The following is a 13,005-nucleotide window of genomic DNA, read 5'->3' on the forward strand; positions in this document are numbered from 1 at the left end:
ACATCCGACGGTTCTGAAGCGACCTCAGCCAATGTACCATCCGGTCTCCTCCCTCGCCGCGCTGGTACGAGTATGAGCACCGTGTTTCTCGTTAGTCGCGTCTGGATGTCGCCCCAGGGCAAGGCCGGCCGCTCCCCGCACTTTCGGCGCATGTCCTGAAACCCCTCCGGAGCGGCAAGGCAAGTCCGCTGCGGGCGGCCAATAGGACCGGAAGATGTTTCCCTGGCGCCGGCCCGGTGGCACCTACAGCCGCGTGAACGAAATGTACGTGCCGCCAAGGTAGGATCATCCGCTACTGGGCACCGCTTATCAACCTACGGGGGTGCGCGGTTTAATTACATACGATGGCCTTCCCATCGCGAGTGGCGGGGCTCACAGGCTGCGAAGCCGCGGGTTCACAGCAGCCTGGACACTGATCGAGCGGTTCCTTGGGCGGTGCACCGATTTTGACCGACCGCGCGATATCATCGTTGAGTTGCTTGAGGACGGAGATACTCCGGACGCTACGTTGCAGCCGCTCAAGCGGAGATTTTCGGCCCAATTTCCCATGAAGAGGTCGCGCAGGGTCGGCGCGGCCATGGGTCGCCAGTGGTCGGCGACAACGGCGGACCTGACGCTGTTGCTCCAGGACTTGGACGCCGTCCGCTCGTTCCCGGACGCCAGGCTGGCCCCGCTGACGTTGAATCTGACGGCGGAGTTTCGCTTCGTCGATCCGCACACTCGGACGATACTTCCGTTTCAGGGCCCGTCCCACTACCTTGGGCAGGCGGCCGGGAGCGGACGGGTCCTTGGAGCTTCCTACGCTTTCGCGCGGCTGGCAAAGCGGTCAACCGTTTCGGTCTTCTTTTCTCTACCCTTCGCAGAGTTGAACACGACGTGTCGTGCGTACGTGGACTTTCTCGCGCAGCACGTGCCGTTTCGATTGTCCGATCGCGGATGGAAGATTTGGGCCCTGAACAAGCGGGGCACCCGCTACGTCGGCCGGAGACTGCCCATCAGCCCCGAACCGCCCCCCGCCTGAGCGTAGCCGGTACGATCGACTGTCCCGGCTTGACTGCCGGCGCAGTCGTTCGGTCACATCACAGTAGGTGTGCGGTGGGGACGTGCCCCGTTGAGGCGCTCACCAGTGTCCGCATCGAGGTTCTGCTTCATGACCGCTTGGATAAGTGCTTCCGCGGTCTCGATGGCCTTTTCGCGATTCCGCGCCCAACCTTCCGCGGCGACCGCAGCATGTACGAGGGCGCTGGACATTGCGGATACCCTGACAATTTTCCAGTCATATCCGCGGCTCGCGGGATGGTCTTCGATGAGGATCGTGTAGGTGTAGTTGCCCTGGCGCGTTGTCCAGACGTGCTCGCCTCGTAGCACTGGACCGTCCTTTCCTGCGTGGGAGTGCCAGGTCATAGAGAACCGTTCCGTCACTACCGGACGTTTGTGTGTCGCTGCCTCGAATGTAGAGGACCTGTACGGACAACAAAAGAGCATCGGCCCCCTATTCGAGTTACGGGAGCATCGAGGGGAAACACCCTCTGGGGGACGTCCGTCGGACGCGGTTTCCACTGCTGCGACCCTGCACTCAGTAACCCGGACCGACCGGGCGACGACCCGTAGCAGGCGCCGGCCCGCTCCCGGCGAGGGACGGCCGCCTGCCCGATGGCGTGCTATAGTGGAGAATAGTCGGATATAGGGAGCGTGATACTTGAAGCGTCCGAACTACAACGCCGCGAAACGAGCACGCGAGCTGAGACAGCAGACAAAACGCGATGCCAAGTTGGCACGCAAGCATGCCCGAAAGAATATCCTAGTGTCTCCACCGGGTGCGTCATCCGAACCTCCCCCCACACCTTCACCGGTCCCTCCCAAGCAGGACCCCGCTGACCCGGCAAGCGATGTAGAGGTCTCGTGAATATCCAGAGGCGCTTCAGCCAGAATCTACTCGAAGTCCGGCAGCGCACGGTGCAGATTCGCTCTGCGGCCCGTAAAGGCAAGAACGCGGCGGAGATCGCGCAGGCCTTCGGCACTCCGCTCAAGATTGTGGAGCAGATGCTCGTCCCCGTCGCCGACGCCCGGTTGTCGGATCCCGCCCAGTTGCTCAACCATGTCGCCGTCGATACGGGGCTTCCGCCGGCGGACATCCAGGTGTACTGGGTGGGATTTCTCACTGCCGCTGGCCGGGTCGTCGGGCAAGGCGCGTCCTCCGCGCTCATCGTGACACTGGGGCACCGGTCGCAGGAGTACATGCAGATTCTCTTGGCGGATCTCGCGACGCCGCAAGTGCGAACCGAATCCTGCCGCAGCAGCCTCCTCGGCTGGCAACTCTACATCCGCGACCGAAGTCTCTGCGACGCTCTCGTGCGGTGGGGTATTCCCTCGGAGGTCCACGGTGACGATCCGACCGTGCTGGAGGATTTCCCGCTAGAGTTCATGGCCCCGTTCCTTCGCGGGTACCTCGACGGCAACTGGACAGATCCCGGTGTCGCTCGATCGCGATCACACAGCCTGGTTTTCCGCGGAACTGAACCGGCCCTCGCCGCCATCAACGCGATGATCCACCGCGGCTGGCGGATCACCTCAGGCGAAGTGACGCGGCGACCTCCTCAGGCTGAACTGAGGTTCAGTCGGCGCGATGAGCGGGTCATCCTCGATCACATACAGACGTACAGAACACGCTCCCGTGATCGCGGTAAGTCACGACCGACCTGACGCCCGGCAACCGACGGGTCTCAACCGGCCCTTCCTTGCGCATGCGGACGGGACGTGTCATACTGCACAAGCATCAGCACGACTGCAGAGTCGGTTGGTAGCACGATTTACAAGGTGGGTGCAGAATGGCAGCAGGTACGGTAAAGTGGTTCAACGGCGAGAAGGGGTATGGTTTCATTACTCCTGAAGACGGCAGCAAGGACCTTTTTGTGCACTTCAGCGCAATCCAGGGCGAGGGCTACAAGACCCTCAACGAAGGCCAAAAGGTCGAGTACGAAGCCACCCAGGGGCAAAAGGGCCCCCAGGCGAGCAACGTCCGCGTCGTCGGGTAAGGCAGCCGGCGGCTTTCCGCGGATTCCGGATACCGCGCATGGGGAGAGCAGCCGGATAACCGGCCGCTCTCCCCTGCGTGTGACTCAACCTTAACCTACATTAGTCGCTCAACAACGAGCGGGATCGGGCGTTGGCCGCACGTCGAGCGGCTATTCCATCGGGCCGGGGCGATCGACTAGGACAAAGTAGGCACAGTTACACGGCCGTTGATGTACCCCGCGCAGGACGGCGCAGCGGGTAGCAATCACCCCCGTCTGGCCCGCTTGCTGCGCATGGCATTTGTCGCACATGTAAATGCCGCTCTCGGGCCACGGCAGACCGGCTTTGGCGCGGACACTGTTTGATTTAGACACCGCCAACACCACCGCCTCGAATTCTCTTCAGCAAGGCATTCAAATGTATTGGTGGGCCCTGAGGATCTTTCCGATCTCGGAGTCGAGCGCCGCGCCGACCGCGCTCATGCCCTCCTCCATGGCGTCCTGAGCCATCTGGACGAGCCGCCGGCGATCGGAGTCGTCTGCGGCCGCGCCTTTGATCGACGCGAGATGTGCCACGGCGAACCCGACGAAAAACGCGCTGTAGCGGATCGCATCCGGCACCGAGGTCCCACGTTCAAGAAAGAATCGCATGAGGTCCCGCACCGTTTGGTCGCGTACCGTCAGGACCTCCGGAGCGGTGTCCACGTCCGGCTCCCGCGTCTTCTTACCGAACCACGCCATCTCGGCACCCTCTGAGTCAGAAGAGTGTCTATGCTGCCGGTGAACTTGGCGCATCGGGCGAGAACTCCTTGAGCCGCGGCGGCTCTGCGCACTTTTTGTGGCGTTTTCCTGCAGCGAGACTGTCGCGGCGGTACGATCTGCGAGAGGATATGAGCCGGGCGAGAGCGATGTTATACGTCGCTGGAATAGGAATGAGAGGCGTCCGACCTACTTTGCCGGCGGGTCGACCAAAATGGGACACGAGAGCGAAACCAACGATAACGCGATCCTCAAGCTCATGGTGGAATTTCGCCAGTTGTGGATCGAACAGGGAGCGGCACGGTCCGGTCCGTCGGCTTCAAGTTCGTCGACCCCCCCTCGGCCCGAAGCGGCCCGGCGCATCCACCGAGTGGCGTTCATTCTAATCGTGTGCGCCGCGATGGCGTCGGCGTATCTCTTCGGAGAGATCTTGGCGCGCTCGAGCGGCGTGTCGGTTCACCTGCCCTCGGTATCGCGCGTGGATACGGCGACGCGTCCCACCGCGCGTATTTCCGCGATGCGTACTCCCGCGCCGTCCAGGCTTCCCGTTGCGGCTGAGCAGACGAGCACGCCCGCGCCTCCGATGCGGCAATCGCAGACGCCGCCGGCCGCGAGCTACCATCTGCAGATCGGCGCATTCAACGTACTCGAGTACGCGCAAGATCTCGAGCGTCAGTTGCGTTCCCACGACTACGTCGCGATGATCGTCGACGTCCCAACCGGGCCGCCGCACCGGGTCTGGATCATCGGTGTCTTCGACCGGCCGACCGCGGAACGTCTCGCCGACCGACTGCGGAACGACGGGTTCGAGGCCATCCTGCTCCGCCAGTAGGAGCCGCACCCCGCGACCGCGCGGGTCTTAAAATCGCGCGCTCGGTCCATAAGCATTGCCGAAAGGCATGGCAGGCCAAAGGTGGGCGCAAGTGTCCAGTGCGCGGGCAGACCGGGAACGACGCAATACCTCGTCCAGCGGAGCGGCGAGCCGCGCACTGGTTGACGCCTCCGTGAAAAAATTGCGCGATCTTGGCCTCTCCGATCGCACCGTGGAGTACTTTCGACAGCAGGCGCGCACAAAGGGCCGGCTGCCTCTAGATCTCGTGCTCGAGTGCGTTGAGGAGATGGCTCACAAAGCAGGCGGACCGCGAACCCTTATCGTTCGTTAAACCCGCCCCACAGCGACCCCTAGCGTCGGAATCGATCGCCGGCCGCGCGTTCCAACCGAGCGACCGCCCGCGTCACGCGATCGAGGCGACGCCGGAGCGCCTCGGTCGCGTCTTCGACGGCTCCGAGCCGGGTTACCAGTCCGCGGTCAAGGCGAGCAGCTGTTGTTTGAACTTCGTGGAGCGTACGGGACCCCACACCGCCGGAAATGTCAGCACGAGCGTCTGGATCTCGCGCTGCCGCGCGTCGAGGTAGGCCGCGATGCCGGGCACGACCGCCGCCGGCGCGCAGCGCCCGGCCCCGCCGTCGCCGCCGGTCCAATCCCCCGAGGCCAGGACGTTCCGTAGAATCCCGCAGGCGACGACGGCGTCCTGCAGGTTGCCGAGATGGTCTTGGACGTTCGTGAGCTGTGCGATGAGGCGCTCGGCCGGCGTGCCGAGCAGCCGTACAAAGAACTCCAGCGTGTAGCGCAGGCGCTTGCACGCGATACGCAGCTGGTGGAGCTCGTCGGGCGGCGCGCCGGGTGTATTCACTGATTCGTCGTACCCTCGAACGGATGTCCAGCCGCGGAGCAGTACGACCGGTACCGCGTCGCGGACGCGGTCGCCGCCGCGCCGGCTTTCGCCGCGACGATCCGGCTTCGCGTCGTGCCGGCGCAGATACTCGCCGAGCTCGGCCTTGAAGTGCGCGAACGCGCGGCTGTCAAGCCACTTCACCAACCGGGCCCGCGCGCCGGCGTGCTCGGCCCTCCACAGGGCGAGGAGGGGGTCGAGCTCCGTACGCCGGTCCCCCGGCAGCGCGTCGAGATAGTGCCGCACCTTGTCGTGGAAGACATCGAGGTCGCGAACCGCGCCGAGGGCGCGCGCCGTGCGCCGGAGGCTCTTGCGAATAGGCCGGACCGCGTCCCGGTCGAGGTCGCCCCGAAAGAGGCGAAGCGCGACGCGCATGCGCCGGACCGCGACGCGCAGGTCGTGGAGGTCCTCGCTGTCCGTGCCGCGACGCGCGCCGGGTTCCGCGGCGTGGGCGCGCTTCCAGTTCCGCCACAGGACCTTCCGCGCGGCCTCCGTCATCGAGTCGTCCAGGGCGATCGCCGCCGTCCGCGGCCTCGCCGGCGGCGCGGCGCCGGACGCCGAGACGACCGGGTCGATACGCAGCGGTTTGATCTCGCCCGGCATCGGTCGGCGCGCGCTACTTGCGCGGGGTTCGGAGCCGCGTCAGGATCTTCGGGGGCGCCAACCACAGCAGTTCACCGCGCTCCGCGTGAACGTGAGGCAGGTCGACAAGGGCGAGCCCGGCCTTCCGCATCACGACGCGGCCTCCGCCGGTGAGCGCGCCGACGGTCTCGCTGAGGTCGGGCTCGTGTCCGACCACCATCACGTTTCCCTCGCCGCCATGATCGCGCAGGATCTCGCGGAGCCCCGCGGCATTGAAGCCCGGTGCGAGCCGGCGGTCTTCGACGACCTTGGACGTGCGTCCCAGCGCCCGCGCGACGATATCGGCGGTCTGCCTCGCCCGCATCAGCGGACTGGTGACGATCGCCCCGACGTCCACACCGAGGCCGGCGAGCGCCGCCGCCACGGCGCCGGTGCGCTCCACGCCCTCCTCGGTCAGGGGGCGGGCCGCGTCGTCGCCCTTCCAGTCGTCGCGCTCGGCCGCGATGCCGTGCCGCAGAAAGTACACCCGCATGTGCATATCTATCGATCTCCGCCGGCGCGGCTTCCTGCCGAGCCGAGGAACCCGCCGCCGCCCCCCAGAACCTGCCTGCGGATCCGTCGGAGGGCGAACAGGGGGGATCGGGTGTGAAAGTCGCAGCGGCGATCGCTCAGATCCTCAAGCGCGAGGGCGTGGAGTTTCTCATCGGCTATCCCGTCAACCCGATCATCGAAGCCGCGGCCGTCGCGGACATCCGAACGATCATCGTGCGCCAGGAGCGGACCGGCCTGCACATGGCCGACGCGGTCAGCCGGATGTCGTCGGGCCGGCGGATCGGGGTCTTCGCGATGCAGCACGGGCCGGGGGCGGAGAACTCCTTCGGCGGCGTCGCGCAGGCGTACGGCGACTCGTCCCCGATCGTGGTGCTGCCGGCCGGCTACCCGCGGCGTCTGACCAACGTTGCCCCGAACTTCAACTCCGCGCTCAACTACCGCCACGTCACCAAGTGGGCGGAGCAGGTGGTGCTGCCCGAAGAGGCGCCCAACGCGATGCGGCGCGCCTTCACGCAGGTACGCAACGGCCGGCCGCGCCCGGTGCTCATCGAGTTTCCGACCGACGTGCTTGCTTCGGAGATCCCCGACCCCGCGGACTACCGGCCCACGGCTGCGGTCCGCGTCGGTCCCGATCCGCAGGCGATCGAACGAGTCGCCGGGGTGCTGGTGGAAGCCGAGCGTCCGGTGATCTACGCAGGGCAGGGTGTGCACTACGCGCGCGCGTGGAGTCAGCTCAAGGACCTCGCGGAATGGCTCGGCGCGCCCGTCACGACGAGCCTTCAGGGCAAGAGCGCGTTCCCCGAGACGCACGCGCTGTCGCTCGGCAGCGGCGGGCGTTCGGTGCCGAAACCGGTCCACGACTTTCTGCGGCAGAGCGACGTCATCTTCGGCATCGGCTGCAGTTTCGCGACGACCAACTACGGGGTCGTGATGCCCAAAGGCAAGACGATCATCCACGCCACCCTCGACCCGGCGGACGTGAACAAGGACTTGCCGGCCGACCATGTCGTGATCGGCGATGCCGGACTCGTCCTCGAGGCGCTGCTCGCCGCGGTCAAGGACCGTGTGCGGGCGCCGCGCCGGGGGCGCGCCGAGGCCGTCGCGCGGGAGATCAAAGCCGGTCGGGAAGCCTGGCTCGCGCAGTGGAGCCCGAAGCTCAACTCCGACGACACCCCGCTATCGCCGTACCGCGTCATCCGCGATTTGCTGCGGACCGTGGACGCGGCCAACACGGTGATCACGCACGACGCCGGCAGCCCGCGCGACCAGCTGTCGCCGTTCTGGCAGGTGGAGGCGCCGCTGACCTACATCGGCTGGGGCAAGACGACCCAGCTGGGCTACGGGCTCGGCCTCGCGATGGGCGCGAAACTCTTCGCGCCGGAGAAACTCTGCATCAACGTCTGGGGCGATGCGGCCATCGGGTTTACCGGGATGGACTTCGAAACGGCGGTCCGGGAGCGCATCCCGATTCTTTCTGTGCTGCTCAACAACTTCTCGATGGCGATCGAGTTGCCGGTGATGCCGGTCTCCACGGAAAAATACCGCAGCACCGACATCTCGGGCAACTACGCGGCGTTTGCACAGGCGCTGGGCGGCTACGGCGAGCGCGTCACCGAGCCGGACGAGATCGTCCCCGCGATCAAGCGCGCGATCCGTCAGACCGTTCAGGGTGTGCCGGCGCTGCTCGAGTTCATCACCGCGAAAGAGATCGAAATCTCGGTCTTCAAGTAACCGGCGGCGGGCACGTTCGCCCCTCGCACCCGGTCCTGGGCGGTCGGCGCCGGATGTCACGCCCACCCCCGCCGCGGGGCCGGCACGGCGTGCCGGCTCCACGTTGCCGCTCCGACGCGGCATGTGGTCCGATAAGGGGAAATACGGGACTGAGGATGTCACAGCGCGAGAGGATGCCATGAAACACTTCTTCGCGGGAAGTCTCGCCGTGTGCGCGCTCCTCGGGATCGGCTCGCTCACACCGGCCCGGACGGGGACGGTGGTCCGCGACATCGGGGTCCGGCAGATCGCGGTCCGGCGCACCCCGGTCCGGTACGCCGCCATCCCGCACATCGCGGCCCGGTACGCCGGGGTCCGGCACATCGCGATCAACCACTCGCCGGCGGCGCCGCTCCGCACGGTCGAGATCAGCAAGAACAACCCGACGCCGACGGTCGTGCCGCCATCGCAGGGGGCGAACGCGTGCGTGGGCGCCCCACCGACCAGCCAGGCCCCGGGCCCGACCTGCAGTCCTCAGCCGCAGTCCGTCGCGGTGACGGTGGTGCAGATTCCGGTGCAGTAACCGAGGACGAGACGATCCTGTCGAGCAGGGCGCCGAGGACGAATGTACTGTCCTCGGCGCCGCGCTTTCAGCCGCGGGCAGGCGTGCGCCGCCTCAGGACCGAAAGGACACGGCATGGACTGGGGCATGCGTAACCGACTGCACCGCATCATCCGGCCCGACACCGGCCGCACCGTAATGCTGGCCGTGGACCACGGCTACTTCATGGGACCGACGTCCAAGTTGGAAGTCCCCCGCAAGACGATCGAGCCGCTGTTGCCGTTTGCGGACTCGCTCATGGTCACGCGGGGCGTCGTACGCTCTTCCGTCCCGCCCGGCGCGGGCGTGCCCATCGTGCTGCGTGTATCGGGCGGGACGAGCATCCTCGCCGACGATCTGTCGAACGAAGGCATCATGACGACGATGAAGGACGCGGTGCGGTTGAACGCCGCGGCGGTCGCGCTCTCCGTCTTCGTCGGCACGGCCCACGAGCGCGAGACGCTGCTCAACCTCGGCGCCCTCGTCAGCGAAGGGCAGGAGTTCGGGATGCCCGTGCTCGCGGTGACCGCGGTCGGCAAGGAGCTCGAGAAACGCGACGCCCGCTATCTCGCGCTGTGCTGCCGGATCGCGGCGGAGGCGGGGGCGCAGATCGTCAAGACCTACTACTGCGACGGCTTCGAGAAGGTGGTGGAGGGCTGCCCCGTGCCGCTCGTCGTCGCCGGCGGTCCGAAGCTCGACACGGAGATGGACGTGTTGGAGCTGACGTCGTCCGCGATCCGCCAGGGCGCGGCGGGAGTCGACATGGGCCGCAACATCTGGCAGCACGCCGCGCCGGTCGCGATGATCAAGGCGGTCCGCGCGATCGTCCACGACGGCGCGTCGCCCCAGGATGCCTATGCCTTGTTCCGGCGCAGCGCCGCGGAAGGGGCGCAACCGGCCGCGAGGCGATGAGGCGGCCCGCCTCCGACGGCGAGGCCGCCGGCGCGACCGCCGCGGCTCCGGCGCCGGCCGGCCGGATGCGCGCGGCCGTGTACTATACGAACCACGACGTCCGTCTCGAAGACCGTCCGGTTCCCGCGATCGGCCCGGGCGAACTGCTGATGCGGATCGAGCGGAGCGGTATCTGCGGCAGCGACGCCATGGAATGGTACCGCCGGCACCGCGCGCCGCTTGTCCTCGGCCATGAAGTCGCGGGCACCGTCGCCGTCGTCGGAGAGGGCGTCCGCGCCTACCGGACCGGCGACCGCATCACCGCGGCGCACCACGTGCCGTGCAACACGTGCCGGCACTGCCGCCGCGGTCACCACACGATGTGCCACACGCTGCACAGCACCAATTTCGATCCCGGGGGCTTCGTCGAGTACGCGCGCCTCACACCGATCCACGTAGACCGCGGCGTCTATCCGCTGCCCGACACGGTGTCGTTCGACCAGGCCGTCTTCGTCGAACCGCTTGCCTGCGTGGTCCGGGCGCAGCGGACCGCGCCGGTCCGCTGCGACGACACCGTGTTCGTCGCGGGAAGCGGGATGATCGGGCTCCTCCACATCAAGCTCGCACGCGCCGCCGGCGCGCGGCGCGTCGTGGCGGCGGATATCTCGGAGTACCGGCTGGCGGCCGCGCGCCGCTTCGGGGCGGACGCCGCGTTCCGGCCCGGCGGCGATCTCACGGCGCAGGTGCGCGAGGCGAACGACGGCCGCCTGGCCGACCTCGTCATCGTCTGCACCGGGGCGGGCCCGGCGATCGCCGGGGCGCTGCGCTGCGCGGAGCCGGGCGGGACCGTGATGCTGTTCGCGCCGTCCGGCCCCGACTACGCGTTCCCGGCGGTGCCCTTCAACGAGACGTTCTTCCGCACGGACCTCACCGTTACCACGTCCTACGGTGCGGCGCCGGCGGACTACGCCGAGGCGCTCGGCCTGATCGCGCGGGGGCGCGTCGCGGTGGACGACATGGTGACGCACCGGCTCGGCCTCTCGGACGTCGCCGAGGGATTCCGCCTCGTCGCCGCCGCCGATGATTCGATCAAGGTGATCCTCGACCACCGACGTTGAATGCCGCGTCGCATTCGCGGCTTCCGGCCGGAGGTCCCGCGGAGCCGGGGGCGGAATAGGTCGCGGCGATGGGCGTCCTCGAATCGCACGTTGACGTCGGCTCCCCCGAGTTCCGAACCAACCGCGAGCACCACGAGGGGCTGGCGCGCCTCCTCGCGGAGCGACTGGCCCTCGTCCGGGCCGGCGGCGGCGAGCGGGCGCGCCGGCGGCTGCGCGAGCAGGGCAAGCTGAGCGCCCGCGAACGCATCGACCTGCTGCTCGATCCCGGGTCGCCGCTGCTCGAACTCTCGCCGCTCGCCGGCTGGGAGATGTACGGGGGAGAGGCGCCGGGCGCGGGGCTGGTCACGGGTATCGGCCGCGTGCGCGGGCTCGAGTGCGTGATCGTCGCGAACGACGCGACGGTCAAAGGCGGCACGTACTACCCCGTGACGGTGAAGAAACACCTCCGCGCCCAGCGCATCGCGCGCGAGAACCGGCTGCCCTGCATCTACCTCGTGGACTCGGGCGGCGCGTTCCTGCCGCTTCAGGCGGAGGTCTTTCCCGACCGGGAGCACTTCGGCCGCATCTTCTACCATCAGGCGGTGCTCTCCGCGGAGGGTATCCCGCAGATCGCCGCGGTGCTCGGCTCGTGCACCGCCGGCGGGGCCTACGTCCCGGCGATGGCGGACGAGGCCGTGATCGTCCGCGGCACGGGCACGATCTTCCTCGGCGGGCCGCCGCTCGTGCGCGCGGCGACCGGCGAGGAGGTCTCCGCGGAGGATCTCGGCGGAGCCGACGTCCACGCGCGCCGCAGCGGCGTGGTCGATCACATGGCCGATGACGACGCGCAGGCGATGGAGATCGTGCGCGACATCGCCGGCGCGCTCAACCGCGTGAAGCGGCCCGCGCTGGACCTGACGCCGCCGGAAGACCCCCGCTACGATCCGCGCGAGATCTACGGCCTGCTGCCGCGGGACCTGCGGCGGCAGTTCGACGCGCGCGACGTCATCGCGCGGCTCGTGGACGGCAGCCGCCTCGCGGAGTTCAAGGCGCTGTACGGCACGACCCTCGTCACGGGCTTCGCGCGCATCCACGGCATCCCGGTCGGCGTCGTCGCCAACAACGGCGTGCTGTTCGTCGAGAGCGCGGAGAAGGGCGCGCACTTCATCGAGCTCTGCGGCCAGCGCCGAATCCCGCTCGTGTTCCTGCAGAACATCACGGGGTTCATCGTCGGCCGCCAGTACGAGGCGGCCGGCATCGCGCGGGCCGGCGCGAAGATGGTGCACGCGGTCGCGACCTGCGGCGTACCGCGCCTCACCGTGATCATCGGCGGGTCGTACGGGGCCGGCAACTACGCGATGTGCGGCCGGGCCTACGATCCGCGGTTCCTCTGGATGTGGCCGAACGCGCGCGTTTCCGTGATGGGCGGCGAGCAGGCCGCGACGGTGCTCCTGACCGTGAAGCGCGACCAGCGGCGGCGGGAGGGCCGGACGCTGTCTCCGGAGGAAGAGCAGGCGCTCGTCGAGCCCATCCTCGCCAAGTACGAGACGGAAGGGGATCCGTACTACAGCACGGCGCGCCTGTGGGACGACGGCATCATCGACCCCCCGGACACGCGCACCGTGCTGGCGCTCGCGCTGTCGGCCGTGCTCAACGCGCCGGTCGAGGGCATGCGTCCCGGCGTCTTCCGGATGTAGCGTATGACCGGCCGACCGCTGCGCCGCGTTCTCATCGCCAACCGCGGCGAGATCGCCGTACGCATCATCCGGGCGTGCCGCGAGTTGGGCCTCGAGACCGTCGCCGTCGCGAGCGACGCGGACCGCGGCGCGCCGCACGCGCGGCTGGCCGGCCGCACCGAGCACCTCGGACCCGCCGACCCGCGTGAGAGCTACCTGCACCAAGGCCGCCTGCTCGACGCGGCGCGCCGGTCGGGCGCGGACGCGGTGCACCCGGGGTACGGCTTCCTCGCCGAATCCGCGGCCTTCGCCGACGCCGTCGCCCGCGCGGGCCTGCGGTTCGTCGGCCCGCCGGCCGCCGTCATCGCGCGCCTGGGGGACAAGACCGCG

At 68.2% G+C, this 13,005-nt stretch carries 13 protein-coding genes; 10 read left to right on the forward strand and 3 right to left on the reverse strand.

All coding sequences use genetic code 11. The features are described 5' to 3' along the window. Positions 1–577: 577 nt before the first annotated feature. The 3 genes from VFL28_02150 to VFL28_02160 all read left to right on the forward strand — a co-directional run bounded on the left by VFL28_02150 (position 578) and on the right by VFL28_02160 (position 3,035). Positions 578–1,021, forward strand: coding sequence for a hypothetical protein (locus tag VFL28_02150; protein HET7263443.1), 444 nt, complete (start codon positions 578–580; stop codon positions 1,019–1,021). Positions 1,022–1,902: 881 nt separating this feature from the next. Next, positions 1,903–2,703: a hypothetical protein gene (locus tag VFL28_02155; protein ID HET7263444.1), complete on the forward strand. Its 801-nt coding sequence runs from the start codon at positions 1,903–1,905 to the stop codon at positions 2,701–2,703. Positions 2,704–2,828: 125 nt separating this feature from the next. Beyond that, the gene (locus VFL28_02160; protein ID HET7263445.1) at positions 2,829–3,035 is read left to right on the forward strand and encodes a cold-shock protein; all 207 of its coding nucleotides are present in this window, start codon (positions 2,829–2,831) and stop codon (positions 3,033–3,035) included. Positions 3,036–3,428: 393 nt separating this feature from the next. Here the strand turns inward: VFL28_02160 and VFL28_02165 are convergent, their stop codons facing one another. Then, on the reverse strand, positions 3,429–3,755 hold the full coding sequence (locus VFL28_02165) for a hypothetical protein (protein ID HET7263446.1): 327 nt from the start codon (positions 3,753–3,755) through the stop codon (positions 3,429–3,431). Positions 3,756–3,987: 232 nt separating this feature from the next. Between VFL28_02165 and VFL28_02170 the strand changes: the two genes are divergently transcribed. Continuing rightward, positions 3,988–4,605, forward strand: coding sequence for an SPOR domain-containing protein (locus VFL28_02170; protein ID HET7263447.1), 618 nt, complete (start codon positions 3,988–3,990; stop codon positions 4,603–4,605). Positions 4,606–5,068: 463 nt separating this feature from the next. Here VFL28_02170 and VFL28_02175 read toward each other — a convergent pair whose 3' ends face one another. Together VFL28_02175 and sixA are read right to left on the reverse strand one after the other, a co-directional pair. After that, positions 5,069–6,109: a CHAD domain-containing protein gene (locus VFL28_02175; protein HET7263448.1), complete on the reverse strand. Its 1,041-nt coding sequence runs from the start codon at positions 6,107–6,109 to the stop codon at positions 5,069–5,071. Between the two features lie 13 nt (positions 6,110–6,122). Continuing rightward, positions 6,123–6,626 (reverse strand): phosphohistidine phosphatase SixA, encoded by a 504-nt coding sequence (gene sixA / locus VFL28_02180; protein ID HET7263449.1) that lies wholly within the window; start codon positions 6,624–6,626, stop codon positions 6,123–6,125. A 65-nt stretch (positions 6,627–6,691) separates the two neighbouring features. On the opposite strand from sixA, the gene VFL28_02185 reads away from it, so the two are divergent. The 6 genes from VFL28_02185 to VFL28_02210 form a co-directional block, all read left to right on the forward strand. After that, positions 6,692–8,371: a thiamine pyrophosphate-requiring protein gene (locus tag VFL28_02185; GenBank protein HET7263450.1), complete on the forward strand. Its 1,680-nt coding sequence runs from the start codon at positions 6,692–6,694 to the stop codon at positions 8,369–8,371. A gap of 178 nt (positions 8,372–8,549) precedes the next feature. Then, positions 8,550–8,933, forward strand: a complete 384-nt coding sequence (locus VFL28_02190; GenBank protein HET7263451.1) for a hypothetical protein — start codon at positions 8,550–8,552, stop codon at positions 8,931–8,933. A gap of 126 nt (positions 8,934–9,059) precedes the next feature. Then, positions 9,060–9,863 (forward strand): 3-hydroxy-5-phosphonooxypentane-2,4-dione thiolase, encoded by an 804-nt coding sequence (gene lsrF / locus VFL28_02195; protein ID HET7263452.1) that lies wholly within the window; start codon positions 9,060–9,062, stop codon positions 9,861–9,863. After that, a complete protein-coding gene (locus VFL28_02200) occupies positions 9,860–10,960 on the forward strand; it encodes an alcohol dehydrogenase catalytic domain-containing protein (GenBank protein HET7263453.1) in 1,101 nt (366 codons plus the stop codon). Before lsrF ends, VFL28_02200 begins: the two co-directional genes overlap by 4 nt. 68 nt (positions 10,961–11,028) lie before the next feature. Then, on the forward strand, positions 11,029–12,636 hold the full coding sequence (locus tag VFL28_02205) for a carboxyl transferase domain-containing protein (GenBank protein HET7263454.1): 1,608 nt from the start codon (positions 11,029–11,031) through the stop codon (positions 12,634–12,636). A gap of 3 nt (positions 12,637–12,639) precedes the next feature. Then, positions 12,640–13,005: biotin carboxylase N-terminal domain-containing protein (locus VFL28_02210; GenBank protein ID HET7263455.1), on the forward strand; the 366-nt coding region annotated here is incomplete at its 3' end.

This window comes from bacterium (assembly GCA_035691305.1).
Lineage (GTDB): Bacteria > Sysuimicrobiota > Sysuimicrobiia > Sysuimicrobiales > Segetimicrobiaceae > DASSJF01.

What these genes read in the sequence shown, in the direction of transcription:
- VFL28_02150 (HET7263443.1), top strand. Translation starts at nt 578, where the DNA reads ATGGGTCGCCAGTGGTCGGCGACAACGGCGGACCTGACGCTGTTGCTC.
- VFL28_02160 (HET7263445.1), top strand. Translation starts at nt 2,829, where the DNA reads ATGGCAGCAGGTACGGTAAAGTGGTTCAACGGCGAGAAGGGGTATGGT.
- VFL28_02165 (HET7263446.1), bottom strand. Translation starts at nt 3,755, where the DNA reads ATGGCGTGGTTCGGTAAGAAGACGCGGGAGCCGGACGTGGACACCGCT.
- VFL28_02170 (HET7263447.1), top strand. Translation starts at nt 3,988, where the DNA reads ATGGGACACGAGAGCGAAACCAACGATAACGCGATCCTCAAGCTCATG.
- VFL28_02175 (HET7263448.1), bottom strand. Translation starts at nt 6,109, where the DNA reads ATGCCGGGCGAGATCAAACCGCTGCGTATCGACCCGGTCGTCTCGGCG.
- sixA (HET7263449.1), bottom strand. Translation starts at nt 6,626, where the DNA reads ATGCACATGCGGGTGTACTTTCTGCGGCACGGCATCGCGGCCGAGCGC.
- VFL28_02190 (HET7263451.1), top strand. Translation starts at nt 8,550, where the DNA reads ATGAAACACTTCTTCGCGGGAAGTCTCGCCGTGTGCGCGCTCCTCGGG.
- lsrF (HET7263452.1), top strand. Translation starts at nt 9,060, where the DNA reads ATGCGTAACCGACTGCACCGCATCATCCGGCCCGACACCGGCCGCACC.
- VFL28_02200 (HET7263453.1), top strand. Translation starts at nt 9,860, where the DNA reads ATGAGGCGGCCCGCCTCCGACGGCGAGGCCGCCGGCGCGACCGCCGCG.
- VFL28_02205 (HET7263454.1), top strand. Translation starts at nt 11,029, where the DNA reads ATGGGCGTCCTCGAATCGCACGTTGACGTCGGCTCCCCCGAGTTCCGA.